Annotated in this window: 14 protein-coding genes; 8 read left to right on the top strand and 6 right to left on the bottom strand. The window is 58.0% G+C overall.

From position 1 onward, the window contains the following. The first annotated feature begins 23 nt into the window (after window positions 1-23). The 4 genes from BZG29_RS12910 to BZG29_RS12895 all read left to right on the top strand — a co-directional run bounded on the left by BZG29_RS12910 (window position 24) and on the right by BZG29_RS12895 (window position 4,574). Window positions 24-977 (top strand): cation diffusion facilitator family transporter, encoded by a 954-nt coding sequence (locus tag BZG29_RS12910; RefSeq protein ID WP_077403249.1) that lies wholly within the window; start codon window positions 24-26, stop codon window positions 975-977. Between the two features lie 378 nt (window positions 978-1,355). Beyond that, window positions 1,356-1,865, top strand: a complete 510-nt coding sequence (locus BZG29_RS12905; protein ID WP_077403246.1) for an SMI1/KNR4 family protein — start codon at window positions 1,356-1,358, stop codon at window positions 1,863-1,865. A gap of 18 nt (window positions 1,866-1,883) precedes the next feature. Then, a complete protein-coding gene (locus tag BZG29_RS12900; RefSeq protein WP_077403243.1) occupies window positions 1,884-3,548 on the top strand; it encodes an ECF transporter S component in 1,665 nt (554 codons plus the stop codon). A 9-nt stretch (window positions 3,549-3,557) separates the two neighbouring features. Beyond that, window positions 3,558-4,574 (top strand): hypothetical protein, encoded by a 1,017-nt coding sequence (locus tag BZG29_RS12895; protein ID WP_150130888.1) that lies wholly within the window; start codon window positions 3,558-3,560, stop codon window positions 4,572-4,574. Between the two features lie 110 nt (window positions 4,575-4,684). On the opposite strand, the gene BZG29_RS12890 is transcribed toward BZG29_RS12895, so the two are convergent. From BZG29_RS12890 to BZG29_RS12880, 3 genes are read right to left on the bottom strand one after another with little or no spacing between them, the layout of a single operon-like run. Further along, window positions 4,685-6,937 (bottom strand): bifunctional (p)ppGpp synthetase/guanosine-3',5'-bis(diphosphate) 3'-pyrophosphohydrolase, encoded by a 2,253-nt coding sequence (locus tag BZG29_RS12890; protein WP_077403237.1) that lies wholly within the window; start codon window positions 6,935-6,937, stop codon window positions 4,685-4,687. Between the two features lie 39 nt (window positions 6,938-6,976). Beyond that, entirely contained in the window at window positions 6,977-7,327 is a 351-nt protein-coding gene (locus BZG29_RS12885; RefSeq protein ID WP_034784210.1) for a RidA family protein, read from the bottom strand. Between the two features lie 54 nt (window positions 7,328-7,381). Then, window positions 7,382-8,263 (bottom strand): alpha/beta hydrolase, encoded by an 882-nt coding sequence (locus tag BZG29_RS12880; RefSeq protein ID WP_077403235.1) that lies wholly within the window; start codon window positions 8,261-8,263, stop codon window positions 7,382-7,384. Between the two features lie 226 nt (window positions 8,264-8,489). On the opposite strand from BZG29_RS12880, the gene BZG29_RS12875 reads away from it, so the two are divergent. After that, window positions 8,490-9,827, top strand: coding sequence for a dicarboxylate/amino acid:cation symporter (locus BZG29_RS12875; RefSeq protein WP_253192865.1), 1,338 nt, complete (start codon window positions 8,490-8,492; stop codon window positions 9,825-9,827). Between the two features lie 235 nt (window positions 9,828-10,062). Then, the gene (locus BZG29_RS12870; protein WP_077409084.1) at window positions 10,063-10,473 is read left to right on the top strand and encodes a DoxX family protein; all 411 of its coding nucleotides are present in this window, start codon (window positions 10,063-10,065) and stop codon (window positions 10,471-10,473) included. Between the two features lie 53 nt (window positions 10,474-10,526). On the opposite strand, the gene BZG29_RS12865 is transcribed toward BZG29_RS12870, so the two are convergent. Beyond that, entirely contained in the window at window positions 10,527-11,177 is a 651-nt protein-coding gene (locus tag BZG29_RS12865) for a CoA transferase subunit B (protein ID WP_077403229.1), read from the bottom strand. Window positions 11,178-11,198: 21 nt separating this feature from the next. Further along, window positions 11,199-11,900 carry a CoA transferase subunit A gene (locus BZG29_RS12860; protein ID WP_077403224.1) on the bottom strand — a complete coding sequence of 234 codons (702 nt, stop codon included), beginning with the start codon at window positions 11,898-11,900 and terminating at the stop codon, window positions 11,199-11,201. Window positions 11,901-12,047: 147 nt separating this feature from the next. On the opposite strand from BZG29_RS12860, the gene BZG29_RS12855 reads away from it, so the two are divergent. Next, a complete protein-coding gene (locus tag BZG29_RS12855; protein ID WP_035818062.1) occupies window positions 12,048-12,614 on the top strand; it encodes a LuxR C-terminal-related transcriptional regulator in 567 nt (188 codons plus the stop codon). 62 nt (window positions 12,615-12,676) lie between these two features. On the opposite strand, the gene BZG29_RS12850 is transcribed toward BZG29_RS12855, so the two are convergent. Beyond that, a complete protein-coding gene (locus BZG29_RS12850; protein WP_034752351.1) occupies window positions 12,677-13,453 on the bottom strand; it encodes an SDR family oxidoreductase in 777 nt (258 codons plus the stop codon). A 264-nt stretch (window positions 13,454-13,717) separates the two neighbouring features. Between BZG29_RS12850 and BZG29_RS12845 the strand changes: the two genes are divergently transcribed. Then, the gene (locus BZG29_RS12845) at window positions 13,718-15,394 is read left to right on the top strand and encodes an electron transfer flavoprotein-ubiquinone oxidoreductase (protein WP_171985003.1); all 1,677 of its coding nucleotides are present in this window, start codon (window positions 13,718-13,720) and stop codon (window positions 15,392-15,394) included. The last annotated feature ends 221 nt before the right edge of the window (window positions 15,395-15,615 follow it).

Below are 15,615 nucleotides of genomic sequence, written 5' to 3'. Positions count from 1 at the left end.
AAGTTCATTCCACAAAGCATTCCATGCAGCCGACGCACACCGAACACGACGCCACCCATTTGCACGCCCACCTGAAGGGCGACGCCAAGCACACCCACTCGTTCGAGGGGCGCAGCCAGAGCATCCTCGCGTGGGCGCTGGGCCTGACCCTGTCATTTGCCGGCATCGAGGTGGCGGCCGGCTTCCTGTCCAATTCGCTGGCCCTGATTTCCGACGCGGGCCACATGGTCACGGACGCGGCCGCGCTGGGCCTGGCACTGCTGGCGCAACTGATCGCGCGCCGCCCGCCCTCGCCGCGCCACTCGTTCGGCTTTGGCCGCGCCGAGGCGCTGGCCGCCTTCGTCAACGGCCTGGCCATGCTGTGCGTGGTGGGCTGGATCTGCTACGAAGCCGTGCTGCGCTTTTCCTCCCCGCAACCCGTGAAGGGCGGCATGGTCTTCATCGTCGCCTTCATCGGCCTGGCGATCAATATAGTCGTGGCGTGGGTATTGTCGAAAGACAAGCAAAGCGTGAATACGCGCGCGGCCCTCGTGCACGTGATGGGCGATTTGCTCGGCTCGGTCGCCGCCATCATCGCCGGCGCCGTGATTTACTTCACGGGCTGGATGCAGATCGACCCGCTGCTGTCCGTGCTGGTGTCGCTGCTGATTTTAAAGTCGACATTCGGCGTGCTGCGCGAGTCCTACCACTTTCTGATGGAAGGCGTGCCCATGCACATTGACTACATCGAAGTGGGCACGGACGTGGAGCAGGTGGACGGCGTGATCGCCGTGCACGATTTGCACGTGTGGGACATGTCGCCGGGCCAGCCGGCCCTGATCGGCCACGTGGAAATCGAGCACCTCGACCATTGGCCGAAGGTATTGCGCGCGATCAAGAAGATGCTGTTGGCCAAGCATGGCATCGACCACATCACCCTGCAGCCGGAGACGGCGGCGATGGCGGGCTTGCATGCGGACGACAAGACGCACAGGTAAAGGCTGGACACTGCAGCAAACCCTCCGGCAAACAGTAGCGAGGGCGTAAGGCCAACGTGCCAGAACGTCCTGCCCCGCCGCCGCCCGTCACGATACGGAAGACACGGTTACTAAATCCCTTCGACAGCGCTGCTTTTTTTGCATTTGCCGCACATATCGTCCACTTCACTTTTCACTCCGCTTCCCTCATCTCCAGCCCCCAGCGAAACATAACGCATGCGGAACAAGCCGGCATGCATGGCCATCGTCTCGACAAGGCAAACTATATCTCAAAAAATATTTCCACAAAGCCACAAAAAACAATGTTTTTTGCTAAGATAATATTTTGAGCAATAAAGAAATTCCAAAAAACACCGTTCGTTGAAAAAGGATGATGTCATGAAATTGCAATGGGCCGTTTTGGAAGACTGGCTAAAGAAAAACAATCCACGCCTATGGACGGATCTCAACCCTCCTGCCACCGATGAAAAAATTCGTGATTTCCAGCATAAGGTCGGCATCAGCCTGCCACCGGATTTCATTACATGCCTAAAACGGCATGATGGACAAAAAGGCCAGGCTGAGTGGCTATTCTCGGGCTATGAATTTCTATCGATTGACAATATATTATTGACTTGGTTGGCCTGGAATGACTTGTTGGCCGATGGCGATTTTGATGATCGTTTGCCAAAGGCGAATGACGGCGTCGAAAACGTCTGGTGGTCGGATGCCTGGATTCCATTTGCTTCGAACGGCGGCGGGAAAAATTTATGCTTAGACATGCGCCCTTCACGCAGTGGAAATGTCGGACAGGTCATTACTGTTTATCACGATTTCCCGGACAGAACGCTGATCGCAGCCGATTTCTCCATCTGGTTTGCCAGCTTCGTCGATATCAGAACTACTTAAATGCACAGAATCTCAACAATGGAAACAAGATTATCGGACCTGCGTGAACAACGCCTGCAAAAACTATTTTCCGATTGCCGGCAACAGGTCATTGCCCAGGTCATCGGTCCATTCGGTCTCTCGACAGCAATGTTCGAGGATCGCAATGGAGGCAATGTCACGACTTTGCGCAATTTCAAGAGAGAAGATGACAGCTATGTTGCGACTGATAGCGATAAGGCGCTACATGCCCACTCCAAGAAAGATTATAGCGTCGAGATAAGGGAAGGATATGAAGTCGATACAAAAAAGAAGGCAGTGGAAGCCGACAGCACAACCTGGCAAGAAAAGCGTGCCGCAAAAATAAAAGTAGGCAAGGATGAGTATACCGGACGCGCCGTTTCCGAGCAAGGAACGATCACGCTCAAGGATGGCAAGATAGTTCGGGCTGAACTCGATCATGTCGTCTCCATCAAGGAAGTTCATGATGATCCCAAAATACACCTATCCTTGGGCAAGACCAACAAGGACAGCACAGGGAAAATCACCGTCGATGTGAGCCGCGTCCGCGCGACAGTCAATCATGACGACAATCTGGCGCTTACCAATCAGCCACTGAATGGTTCAAAGAGCGACAATGATCTCCTGGATTGGGGAAGCGAAAAACGCAAGGATGATTCAACGAATTGCGACAAGTTCGATGCCGATGCCAAACTGCTCAATGAAAAGCATGAAAAAGCCAAAGCCAGAATCGATGAAACCGCGGACCAGTCCCTGAATCGCAAGCAGGCAGAGGAATTGCTGACAACCGGGACCAAGCAAGCGGCCCTGATGGCAATGCGTCAGGCACTGGGCTTGCTGCTCACGGAGTTGGTGAATGGCTTATTCAATGAAATAAAGGTATTGATCGCACATGGCATCGAGGCCGGCAAAACGCTCTTTGACGAAATCCGTGAACGCATGGACCGTATCATGTCTTCTGTTGTCAAAAAAATCCCCGATGCCGTGTCGCTGATGTTTCAAGGTGGAATTAGCGGCTTCATAAGCAACCTTCTGACCTTCATACTCAACAATTTCCTATCGACCGCAAAGCGATTGGTGGCAGTGATAAGGGAAGGATTGCTTGGATTGTTTCATGCATTCAAGATGATATTTTTCACGCCGCAACATATGACTGCGGATCAGGGCTTACAGGAAGGCCTGAAGATCCTGGGTACGGTCATTATCAGTACCATCGGAATACTGCTCAACGAATCAGTGTCGGCGTTCATGGCCACCGTACCCTTCCTTAAACCCCTGGCCGACATGATTACTCCTGTATTGATCGGCATCATGAGTGGCTTGCTCTCCGCATTTTTAGCTTACCAGATCGATTGCTTGTTTGACCGCTATCGTCACTCGCTGGATGAAAAATTCATAAACGAATTGATGGAAGACGCCAAGCGTAGCGATGAATTCGCCAATAATCTGACGGCGCTGTCGAAAAGCTCAATCAGCAATGTAGAGCGCTATTCGAAGAGCATCTCGCTTTATCAGGATATTGGCGTCGCCTTTGGCGCGGCAGCTACCGCAGCGACCGGAGCGTTCGTCAGCCTGGAACAGGCTACTTTGACAACGCGCGAGCAGGCAAAAAAGAGCGTGGCAATGGTTGCCTTCATGTGCGAGAGCCAAGCAGAAATTGACGATTTTCTAGCGACATTTTAAAGGTGAAGTGTGAGTGCATTAAAAGAACTGCAAATTATAAAAGCCTTTTCTGCGGTAACGTTACCCGAGAATACTCTCAATGAGAGGCAGATCAAAGAGCTGGTTTCGACGATGATACAAGAGCAAGATTCGGTACGCAGTGATGCCGAACGCCTGGACAAATTACGTCAGGAGCAAAAAGATGGTAGTACCTATAACAACTGGAAGGAAAACCGCAGCGAGAAAATCCAGGAAGCGCAAATTGACCTGAACAAGTCAATTGGCAGGCTGACTCGGCAAACATCCCAATTACTACTGGTAAATACGGCCATTTCCAAAGTATTGAGCGACCAGCAGGCAATCCTGCTGAGTCAGCAAGATATTCTCAGCCTGCAGGCCAATCAGTTGCGGCAGCATGATGAAAAATTTGCTCATCAACAAATTCTTTTTTCCGAAGATCAAAAGACAATAACCGAGGCCAATGAGAACTTATTGTTAGCTGCGGGAAAATCGCAGGAGCAGGCAACTGCGCTCATGAGATGCATGGCGCGTGTAATGGAATCTGAGAAAAAGATTGCCGCGGCAAACAGCGAACTACTCGCGTCTCTCGAACAGCGATTTCGGCAATCGGTCGAAGACTGTCTGACGCGCATGGACAAGGGCTTGGCCGAACATGCCGAACAGCGGGTGGCCGATGAAAACCGCCTTCAAGATAGCATGCGCGTCCAATCGGGCAATTTGCGTGCGGAGTTGGAAACGTCAAATAAAAAACTGCACCAGGAAATATTGACGCAAATTGAAACGATGCATGGCGAGTTCCATGCAACATTGACCACGCAAGGGCAGACCTTTGAAGCGCAGTTCGAGAAATCGGCTTTGACACTGAGCAGCAAGGTCGATGAATTGAGCAGTACTGTATCCAGGCTGACCAGCCTGCAGGAACAGCAGCAGCACAACGTGAGCACCAACCGCAAGGCATTGACGGCGATCGGCGTAGTGGCGCTGCTTTCCTCAGGATGGCAAATCGTCCAGCACTTTTACCGATGATGTCATTACCCCGTTGACCAAGGACAAGTGGTCCAAATCCGCACTCCCGCCCGTATCATGACACAACAGCAGGTTGGCAGAACCACCGTCGACCTGCTGTTGCAATACCCTTAGCTGCGTCTTGCCTCCAGCACCCCGCTCACATCCTTGATCACATTCAACGCCTTCAACAACTGCGCCGTCGAGCTGATCTCGGCCGTAAACGTCATGCGGGCCTGGCCCTTGGCGCTTTGGGTGTTGACGCCGATCACGTTGATCTTTTCGCGCGAGAAGATTTCGGAGATGTCGCGCAGCAAGCCCTGGCGGTCGCCGGCCAGGATAAAAATGTCGACCGGATACACGGTGTCGTGCCCGCCCGTGCTGCCCCATTCCGTAAAAATCACGCGCTCGGGCGACTTGGCGCGCATTTCCTCGAAATTCTTGCAGGTGGCGCGGTGAATCGAGACGCCCTTGCCGCGCGTCACAAAGCCGACGATGCTGTCCGGCGGCGCCGGCTTGCAGCACTTGGCCAGCACCGTCATCAAGCCTTCCGTGCCGACCACCAGCACGCCGGACTTGGCGCCCTGCTCCACGCTGGAGGCGCGGCTTTTACCCACCAGCACGGCGTCTTCCGGCACCACCACTTCGCCATTATCGTGCAGCGCCTGCTCCACGTGGCGCAGGCTGAATTCATCCTTGCCCACCGACAAGAACAGTTCGTCGACTTTCGCAAAGCCCAGCTTTTGCGCCAGCGCTTCAAGGTTGACAGCCGTCTTGCCTTCTCGCTGCAGGGATTTCTCCACCAGCGCGCGGCCGTGGGCCAGGGTTTCCTGCATGTCGATGGCATGGAACCAGGCGCGGATTTTTGACCGCGTGCGCGTGCTGACGGCGTAGCCGGCGCTGAGCCAGTCGCGCGACGGCCCAGCCGTGCCCGGCGCGCCCTTGGCCGTGATGATTTCGCAGGTCTGGCCGTTCTTTAATTGCGTATTCAACGGCACCATGATGCCGTCGACCTTGGCGCCGCGGCAGCGGTGGCCCACGTCCGTATGCAAGTGATACGCAAAATCGACGGGCGTGGCGCCCACGGGCAATTCCAGCACCCGCGCCTGCGGCGTCATGACGAAGATGCGGTCGTCCAGGGTGGCCGATTTGAGCTTTTCCACCCATTCGCGCTGGATTTCTTCCTGGCCCACGACGGCGTCGGCCACTTCCGTCTTCCAGGCCAGCAACTGGCGCAGCCAGGCGATCTTTTCGTCGTATTTCTGGCCGGCAAAGTTCGAGCCGCCCTCTTCCTTGTAGCGCCAGTGCGCAGCCACGCCGTACTCGGCAAAGCTGTGCATTTCATTCGTGCGGATTTGCACTTCCAGCGGGCGGCCATCCTCGGCCGTCACCACCGTATGCAGCGACTGGTAACCGTTCGGTTTCGGCCGCGAAATGTAATCGTCGAATTCTTTCGGGATGGGGGTCCAGATATTGTGAACCACGCCCAGTACCGTGTAGCAAGTTTTCACGTCGGCAACGATGACGCGGAAGGCGCGCACGTCGTACAGGGCCGTGAAATCGAGTTCCTTGCCGCGCATCTTGTTCCAGATGCTGTAAATGTGTTTCGGGCGGCCAAAGACTTCCGCCTGGATACCGGCCGAAGCCAGTTCCGTCTGCAGGCGCAGAATCGCCGAGGACACGAAGCCCTCGCGCATCATGCGCTTTTCTTCCAGCATTTTGGCGATGCGTTTATACGCTTCCGGCTCGATGAAGCGGAATGACAAATCTTCCAGTTCCCACTTCAGCTGCCAGATACCGAGGCGGTTGGCCAGCGGCGCGTACAGGTCCAGCGTTTCCTTGCCATACTCGCGCGTCATTTCATTGAACAGTTTTAGTTCAGCAAAGTAACGCAAGGTCGTCACGCAGGCGGCCAGGCGCACCAGCACGACGCGCATGTCGGACGCCATCGCCAGCAACATCTTGCGCAAGGTTTCCACCTGGGCCACGGCTTGCTGCGCCGCATTCTTGCCGCGCCCGCCAGCGCTGCCATGCTGCGCCTGGGTCAGCGCGCGCAAGCGGATCAGCTGGCGCACGCCTGTTGCCAGGTCGCACACCTGTTTGCCGAAGCGCGGCTCGATATCGGCCGCCGTGTCGGGTTCCAGCAGGGTCAGCTCGAACATCAGGCCGGCAATGCGCGTTTCCGCATCGCTGCGCAGGAAAGCGAGGGTGGTGGCCACGCCGAGGGCGAACTCCAGCGCGGAGCGGCCGGCAAAGGTCAGCTTGTCGCCATACGCTTCGGTGGCATACGCGAGCGCGTCAAGCACGCGCGCGCTGTCCGGCGCACTCAAGCCCTCTACCAGTTGTTCCGAGGTGACGCTATTCGGGGCCGAGATGGAAACCATGCAATACCTTTAAACTTAATAACTCAACAACTGAATAACTTAACGCTCTGCAGCGATGATGACGATTTCCACCAGGCAAGCAGGATTGGCCAGCTTCGCTTCCACCGTGGCGCGCGGCGGCGTGTGGCCGGAAGCGACCCAGTCATCCCACACTTCATTCATGCCAGGAAAGTCTTTCATGTCGGCGATGTAGATCTGGCATGACAGGATGCAAGTCTTGTCGCTGCCCGCTTCCATCAGCAGACGGTCGACGTGACCGAGCACTTCGCGCGTCTGGCCGACGATGCCCTGCGTGGTGTCTTCCGCGATCTGGCCAGCCAGGTAAATGGTGTTGTTGTGTATGGCTACTTCGGAGAGGCGTTTGCCTACGTGCAGTCGTGTAATTTCCATGCTTCTTCTTTCGGTTGTTTCAAAATCTGTACAGCGCTATTGCTTGTTGCATTCTTATTTGCCCAGCAAAAACTTGCGGGCGATGGCGATCTGGTCGTCGTGCACGAACGTGGGCGCATGGCCTACGCCGGCAATTTCCACCAGCTCCGCTTTCGGGCCGCGGCCCAGCATGAGCGTGGCCGTCTCGTGCGACAGCAGATCCGATTCCGAGCCGCGCACCAGCAAGGTGGGGCAGCGCACGGCATCATACGCGGCCCACAGCATGGCTTCGTCGCTGGCCGCCGATTCCGGCGTGGCCGAGCGGAACGGCATGGCCAGTCCCATATCATAGTGGCGGCGCCAGTGGCCATCCTTATCCTGGCGCAACACATCCACCGCCAGTTTATGCCATTCCGCGTCCGTGTGCGGGCCGAAGCTGGCGGACACGTCGCGGACAAAACGCGCGCCTTGCTCGAATGTCTCGAAACGCAGGTCCTGGCCGATGTAGTCGCCGATGCGCTGCAAGGCTTCCGGCGCCAGGGTCGGGCCGATATCGTTCAAGACCAGCTTGCTGATCGGGCTGTCCGGCAACGATGCCAGGCCCAGGCCGATCAAGCCGCCCATCGAGGTGCCGAACCAGTCCACCGTCTGGCGCTCGCCATTGGCCAGCACGCGCGCCAGCAGGGTCACCATGTCGCTCACATATTGCGGCACGCGGTAAAACTGCGGGTTGGCCAGCCAGCCCGAGCGCCCGCGCCCCACCACGTCGGGGCAAATCACGCGGTAATCGCTGGCCATGGCGCGCGCCAGGTTGTCGAAGTCGTCCGCCACGCGCGTCACGCCATGGGCGCAGACGAGCACGTTCGGATTGTCCGCCGCGCCCCACTCTTTATACGACATGGTGTGCAAGCCTGCGGGGGAAATGCACTGGACGGATTTAATGCTCGCTTCGATCATGCCAATTCCTTATTCGATATAAAAAGAGCACCGCCTCCTGCCTGCCAAGGGGTGTCCCGCGCGCGACGCTACGGCAGTGTAGCGCAGCGCGGGCAATGCTCCAAGCGCGCGCCTGAAATGCTGCGCCGCAGCATTGCACTGGCACATTCGCCATGGCGCAATACCCGATATAGCGAAACTGCATATCTGCGGTTATCCACAATTGAGCCTGCCTGGCAATGGGCGGATGATCGCAGCATCAACCCGCAAGAGGAGACCACTCGTGAAAAAACCATTCTATAAAATCCTGTACGTACAGGTGCTGTTCGCCATCGTGGCTGGCGTGCTGCTGGGGGTGTTCTACCCATCGAACGCCGTCGACATGAAACCGCTGGGCGACGGCTTTATCAAACTGATCAAGATGATCATCGCCCCGGTGATCTTCTGTACCGTGGTCTCCGGCATCGCCGGCATGCAGGACGTCAAGAAGATCGGCCGCGTGGGCGGCAAGGCGCTGCTGTACTTCGAAGTGGTTTCCACCTTCGCGCTGGCCATTGGCTTGCTGGTTGCCAACATCCTCAAACCGGGCGCCGGCTTCAACGCCGATCCGGCCCACCTCGATGCCAAGTCGATCGCGCAATACACGCACGCTGAAGGCATGAGCACCGTCGACTTCGTGATGAATATCATCCCGAAGACCTTCGTCGACGCCTTCGCCAAGGGCGACATCCTGCAAGTGCTGCTGATCGCCATCCTGTTCGGCTTTTCGCTGTCCCTGCTGGGCGAACGCGGCCGTCCCGTCACCAAGCTGATCGACGAACTGTCGCATGCCATCTTCGGCATGGTCAACATCATCATGAAAGTCGCTCCGATCGGCGCGTTCGGCGCGATGGCCTTTACCATCGGTAAATACGGCCTGGCTTCGCTGATCCCGCTGGCGAAACTGATGGGTTCGTTCTACCTGACCTGCTTCCTGTTCGTCTTCGTCGTGCTGGGCCTGATCGCCAAGTACACGGGCTTCTCCATCGGCCGCTTCTTGTTGTACATCAAGGAGGAACTGCTGATCGTGCTGGGCACGAGCTCGTCGGAATCGGCCCTGCCGGCCCTGATGAAAAAACTCGAACGCCTGGGTTGCTCCAAGCCAGTCGTCGGCCTGGTCGTGCCTACCGGTTACTCGTTCAACCTGGACGGCACCAATATCTACATGACCATGGCCGCCCTGTTCGTGGCGCAAGCTACCAACACGGAACTGACCATCTGGCAGGAACTGACCATCCTGGGCGTGGCGATGCTGACGTCGAAAGGCGCGTCCGGCATCACCGGCGCCGGCTTCATCACCCTGGCCGCCACCCTGGCCGTCGTGCCGACGATTCCCGTGGCCGGTATGGCGCTGATCCTGGGCATCGACCGCTTCATGAGCGAATGCCGCGCGCTGACCAATTTCGTCGGCAACGGCGTGGCCACCATCGTCGTGTCGAAATGGGAAAAAGAACTGGATATGGACAAGCTGCACAGCGAGCTGGCCCACCCAACCCACCCGACCGAGGACGCCTACGTTGCACCGAGCGTCAACATCGTCAAGTAAGCCGTACTCAGTATTGAAAAGCCCCGCGGAGCGATCCGCGGGGCTTTTTTCATGCGCGCAGGCTTTTGCCGGCATTATCAACAAACAGTAAATCATGCATCAATATTTTACTGAATGATCAATGAATGAAAAACCATTACAGTACGGTCACCTGTTCGCCACCTGGTTCCCGCATAATGACATTGCGTTAATGCAAGCCTGACACCGAACCATCCACCTTTGAATGGAGTACGTCATGTCCCTCTCGCCCGCCTTCTACGCCACCTGGAACCCACGCCTGCTGGGTCTGCTGCGCATCATCCTCGGCTTCCTCTTCCTGCAGCATGGCACGGCCAAACTGTTCGGCGCGCCGCACGTGGCCATGTTCGACGGCTTGCAATTGTTGTCCGTGATGGGCGCGGCCGGCGTCATCGAGCTCGTCGGCGGCAGCTTGCTGCTCGTCGGCCTGTTCACGCGCCCCGTCGCCTTCATCCTGTCGGGCCAGATGGCGGCCGCCTACTTCATGGCGCATGCGCCTGCCGGCTTCCTGCCGATCCTGAACGGCGGCGAAATGGCCGTCATGTATTGCTTCACTTTCCTGTATTTCGCAGTTGCCGGCGCCGGCGCCTACAGCCTGGACGGATTGCGCGGCAAGGCGGGCGCATAAAAAAAGGGCGGACATCGCTGTCCGCCCTGCTTCCCTGCGACGCTACGCGTGGCTTATACGGCGGAAACGTCCAATTCAGCGCCCGTGGCCGCCTGCACCTGTTCCTTGGTCACGCCCGGCGCCAGTTCCACCAGCTTCAAGCCGTTTTCCGTCACGTCGATCACGCCCAGGTCGCTGATGATGACGTCGACCACGCCCACGCCCGTCAGCGGCAGGTCGCACTGTTTCAGCAGCTTGTGCGACGTCGTGCCATCCTTGGCCGTGGCCACGTGTTCCATCAGCACGACGACTCGCTTGACGCCGGCGACGAGGTCCATCGCGCCGCCCATGCCCTTGACCATCTTGCCTGGAATCATCCAGTTCGCCAGGTCGCCCTTTTCCGATACCTGCATCGCTCCCAGGATGGCCAGGTTGATCTTGCCGCCGCGAATCATGCCGAAGGAATCGGCCGAGCTGAAGTAGGCGGCACCGGGCAGGGCCGTCACCGTCTGCTTGCCGGCGTTGATCAGGTCGGCATCGACCTCGTCGTCCGTGGGGAACGGGCCGATGCCCAATAGCCCGTTTTCCGACTGCAGGAACACTTCAATATTTTCCGGCACATAGTTGGCCACCAGGGTCGGCAAGCCGATGCCCAGGTTCACATAAAAGCCATCCTGCAATTCCTTTGCCGCGCGCGCGGCCATTTCATCTCTAGTCCAAGCCATGATAATCTCCGTATTCTATTTTTATGCTTCGGCGCGCACGGTGCGCTGCTCGATGCGTTTTTCCGGGTTCGCGTTGACCACGATGCGGTGCACGAAGATGCTCGGCGTATGCACCTGGTCCGGGTCGATCTCGCCCACTTCGACCAGTTTTTCCACTTCGACGATGGTGATCTTGCCGGCCATGGCCACGTTCGGGTTGAAATTGCGCGCCGTCTTGCGGTAGACCAAATTGCCCGCGCGGTCGGCCATGTAGGCTTTCACCAGCGACACATCGGCCACGAGGCTGCGTTCCATCACGTATTGCTCGCCGTCAAATTCGCGCAGTTCCTTGCCGTCGGCAACGATGGTGCCCACGCCCGTCTTGGTGAAGAAGGCGGGAATGCCGGCGCCGCCGGCGCGCAGTTTCTCGGCCAGCGTGCCTTGCGGCGTGAATTCCAGTTCCAGCTCGCCGGCCAGGTACTGGCGCGCGAATTCCTTGTTTTCGCCCACATAGGAGGCGATCATTTTCTTGATCTGGCGTGTGGTCAGCAGCTGGCCCAGGCCGAAGCCGTCGACGCCGGCGTTGTTGGAAATGGCCGTCAGGCCCGTCACGCCCGAATCGCGCAAGGCGCCGATCAGGGCTTCGGGAATGCCGCACAGGCCGAAGCCGCCGACGGCGATGGTCTGGCCATCTTGGACGATACCGGCCAGCGCCGAGGCGGCGTCAGGATAAACTTTATTCATGGGTGTCCCTCTATCTTTTGTTAAGCTTTGGTCTTGAGTCCATGACTCAGGCAGCGACTCAGCATAAAATACGCGAGTGGAAAGTACAATACCGTAGAACTACCGGCGCCGTGCCGGCAATCCCCCTGTGAGAGTGATACGTATCAGATGAACGCCGCGTCAGCCATCGATTATGAAAGTATCTTCCTGCACGCGCCCGTGGGCATGTGCATGTCGGAAAACCGCATCATGCGCAGCTGCAACGAAGCGCTGGCGGCCATGTTCGGCTATGCGCGCGCCCAGCTGGACGACCAGTCGTTCGAAGTACTCTACCCCACGCACGACGAATTCCTGCGCACGGGTGACCGCATCATCCCCATCATGAACGCCAAGGGCCGCTATTCGGACGAACGCATCATGCGCCGCAGTAATGGAGAATTGTTCTGGTGCCACGTCACCGGCCACGCCATGCTGCCGAACAAACCGCTGGGAGCGGGCATCTGGACGTTCGAGGATGTCAGCGAGAAACGCCCCGTGACGGCGGAGCTGACCCCGCGCGAGCGCGAAATCGCCGCCCTGCTGGTGGAAGGCAAGACCAGCAAGGTCATCGCCCGCCAGATCGACCTCAGCCCCCGCACGGTGGAAATGCACCGCGCCAAGCTGATGCGCAAGTTCGCCGCCTCGACCTCGTCGGAGCTGGTGCACAAGCTGGTGGGATTGCAACTGCAGCGCTAGGGTTTGACGCAGGACAAACCCGCAGCGTGCCGCAAAACGCGACGCGCAGCAGGTTTTAGGCGTTAAAACGTGCTCATGCCGCCATCGGCGGAGATAATGGCGCCGTTGATGAAATGCGAATCCTCGCCCGCCAGCAACAGCAGCAGGCCGTCGAGGTCTTCCGGCTTGCCCGGCCGTTTATTCGGCAGCATTTCGATCAGCTTCTTGCCCTGCTCGGTGGCAAAGTAATCCTCGTTGATTTCCGTGGAAATGTAGCCGGGGCAGATGGCGTTGGTATTGATGCCATATTTACCCCACTCCACGGCCATGGCGCGCGTCATGTGCACCATGCCTGCCTTGCTCATGCAGTACACGCCGATCTGCGGCAGCACCTGCAAGCCCGCCATCGAGGCGATATTGATGATGCGGTGCTGTTTTTTCGGGTCACCCTTGGCGCGCGCGATCATGCGCTTGGCCGTTTGCTGGGCCACGAAGAACGATCCGCGCAGGTTGGTGTCCATCACGAACGAGTAATCTTCGGGCGTGACGTCGACCAGGCGTTGCGTGGTGGAGACACCGGAATTGTTGACGAGGATATCGATGGGGCCCGCTTCCGTTTCCGCATGCGCGATGGCCGACTTGATGCTGGCGAAGTCGGTCACGTCGAGCGACACCACGTGCGCGGCGCCGCCATCGGCTTCGATTTCGGCGCGCAATTCCTTCAGGCGTTCGGTGCGGCGCGACGCCAGCACGACCTGCGCGCCAGCCTGGGCCAGCACTTTCGCAAAGCGCGCGCCAAGGCCGCTCGATGCGCCGGTAATCAGGGCAATCTTGCCCTCGAAATTGACTTCTATGCCCACGAGCTACTCCTGTTTTATTTTAGACAACACTTTACGCCGTGCCACTGGCACAGGGGCAAAATACCCTGCATCGCACTTGAGCCAAGGTAAACGCCATCATTACACAAAATGGCCGGATTTAGATTGCGGCGAGGGGCAATGTCACGCAAAATGGCGCCAAAGTTGCAATCCTCGTCAAAAACAAGCACACTCGTGCTTAAATTTCCCCGATGATGCTTTATTCCCTATCCTTGCTACCTAATTGAGTGACTATAAATCGAGACCATGACACAGCCTAATAACTTAGTTGAACAGTACGGACCGCGCGAAACCATGGAGTATGACGTGGTGATCGTCGGCGGTGGCCCCGCAGGCCTGGCCGCGGCGATCCGCCTGAAGCAGCTGGCCGCTGAAAAGAGCCAGGAAGTGTCCGTCTGCGTGCTGGAAAAAGGCGGCGAACTGGGCGCGCATATCCTGTCGGGCGCCATCATGGACCCGAAAGCGCTGACCGAACTGATTCCGAACTGGAAAGAACTGGGCGCGCCCTTGAACACGGAAGTGACGGAAGACCGCATCCTGTTCCTGACCGAAACGAAAGCGTATAAAACGCCGGGCTTTGCCGTGCCGGCCTGTTTTGAAAACCACGGCAATTACATCGTCTCGCTGGGCAATGTGGTGCGCTGGATGGGCCAGCAGGCGGAAAACCTGGGCGTGGAAATCTTCCCCGGCTTCCCTGCCGCGGAAATCCTCTACAACGACGACGGTTCCGTCAAAGGCGTGGCGACCGGCAACATGGGCGTCAAGCGCGACGGCGAGCCGGGTCCCGACTTCCAGCTGGGCATGGAATTGCACGCCAAGTACACCCTGTTCGCCGAAGGCGCGCGCGGCCACCTCGGCAAGCAATTGATGGCCAAGTATGACTTGAATGCCGGCAAGGACCCGCAGTCCTACGGCATCGGCATCAAGGAATTGTGGGAAATCGACCCGGCCCAGCACAAGCCGGGCCTGGTGATCCACTCGAGCGGCTGGCCGCTGGACACGAAAACCTACGGCGGCTCCTTCCTGTACCACCTGGAAAACAACCAGGTGATGGTCGGCTACGTGGTGGGCCTGAACTACGAAAACCCGTACCTGTCGCCGTACGAGGAATTCCAGCGTTATAAAACGCATCCGGAAATCCGCAAGTTCTTCGAAGGCGGCAAGCGCATCTCGTACGGCGCGCGCGCGATTGCGGCCGGCGGCCTGCAATCGCTGCCGAAGCTGGTGTTTGCCGGCGGCGCGCTGATCGGCTGCGATGCGGGCTTCCTGAACATGAGCCGCATCAAGGGCAGCCACGCGGCCATCAAGAGCGGCATGCTGGCGGCGGACGCGGCCTTCGGCGCGCTGAGCGAACAGCGCCAGCACGACGAACTGACGAGCTACCCTGTCGCCTTCGAACAATCGTGGCTGCATGAAGAACTGCACGTGGCGCGCAACGTCAAGCCATGGCTGTCGAAAGGCCTGTACCTGGGCAGCCTGATGACGGGCATCGACCAGCTGATCTTCCGCGGCAAGGCGCCGTGGACCCTGCACCACTCGCATGGCGACCACGAATGCCTGAAACCGGCCGCCCAGTCGAAAAAGATCGTGTATCCGAAACCGGATGGCAAGTTGACCTTCGACAAGATGTCGTCCGTGTTCATTTCGAACACGAACCACGCGGAAGACCAGCCGATCCACCTGACGCTGAAAAACGCCAGCGTGCCCGTCGACGTCAACCTGGCCACGTATGCGGGTCCGGAAGCGCGTTACTGTCCCGCCGGCGTGTACGAGTTCGTGAAGAACGACGACGGCGCCGAACGCCTGCAGATCAATGCACAGAACTGTGTGCACTGTAAAACCTGCGACATCAAGGATCCGACGCAGAACATCGTGTGGGTGACACCGGAAGGCGGCGGCGGGCCGAACTATCCGAATATGTAATCGCAAGGTTCCGCAGCACCGGCTGACAATCGGCCAGAACAGCGCACTCCCATCCGGCAGTGCGCTGTTTTTTTGTCGGAAGGATCAGAATTGCCCGCACTTTGGACCAACTGCAACAGCAAGTGCGCATTCGCGCGGCGTGCGTCAACAAATTCCCCTCGGAAAGTTTCTCACGGGCACTGTCACCAGTTACAATTCCCGTTGCTAAACATTTCTGCCAG

Source organism: Janthinobacterium sp. LM6 (genome assembly GCF_002002885.1).
Classification (GTDB): Bacteria; Pseudomonadota; Gammaproteobacteria; order Burkholderiales; family Burkholderiaceae_D; genus Janthinobacterium; species Janthinobacterium kumbetense.
The sequence above is the reverse complement of the archived record's forward strand: the minus strand, read 5'-3'. Positions and strand labels throughout refer to the sequence as shown.

Bases quoted from the DNA above. Each gene is read 5' to 3' on its own strand.
- BZG29_RS12865 (WP_077403229.1), bottom strand. From the start codon at position 11,177: ATGGCTTGGACTAGAGATGAAATGGCCGCGCGCGCGGCAAAGGAATTG.
- BZG29_RS12870 (WP_077409084.1), top strand. From the start codon at position 10,063: ATGTCCCTCTCGCCCGCCTTCTACGCCACCTGGAACCCACGCCTGCTG.
- BZG29_RS12855 (WP_035818062.1), top strand. From the start codon at position 12,048: ATGAACGCCGCGTCAGCCATCGATTATGAAAGTATCTTCCTGCACGCG.
- BZG29_RS12885 (WP_034784210.1), bottom strand. From the start codon at position 7,327: ATGGAAATTACACGACTGCACGTAGGCAAACGCCTCTCCGAAGTAGCC.
- BZG29_RS12845 (WP_171985003.1), top strand. From the start codon at position 13,718: ATGACACAGCCTAATAACTTAGTTGAACAGTACGGACCGCGCGAAACC.
- BZG29_RS12890 (WP_077403237.1), bottom strand. From the start codon at position 6,937: ATGGTTTCCATCTCGGCCCCGAATAGCGTCACCTCGGAACAACTGGTA.
- BZG29_RS12875 (WP_253192865.1), top strand. From the start codon at position 8,490: ATGATCGCAGCATCAACCCGCAAGAGGAGACCACTCGTGAAAAAACCA.
- BZG29_RS12880 (WP_077403235.1), bottom strand. From the start codon at position 8,263: ATGATCGAAGCGAGCATTAAATCCGTCCAGTGCATTTCCCCCGCAGGC.
- BZG29_RS12860 (WP_077403224.1), bottom strand. From the start codon at position 11,900: ATGAATAAAGTTTATCCTGACGCCGCCTCGGCGCTGGCCGGTATCGTC.
- BZG29_RS12910 (WP_077403249.1), top strand. From the start codon at position 24: ATGCAGCCGACGCACACCGAACACGACGCCACCCATTTGCACGCCCAC.
- BZG29_RS12900 (WP_077403243.1), top strand. From the start codon at position 1,884: ATGGAAACAAGATTATCGGACCTGCGTGAACAACGCCTGCAAAAACTA.
- BZG29_RS12905 (WP_077403246.1), top strand. From the start codon at position 1,356: ATGAAATTGCAATGGGCCGTTTTGGAAGACTGGCTAAAGAAAAACAAT.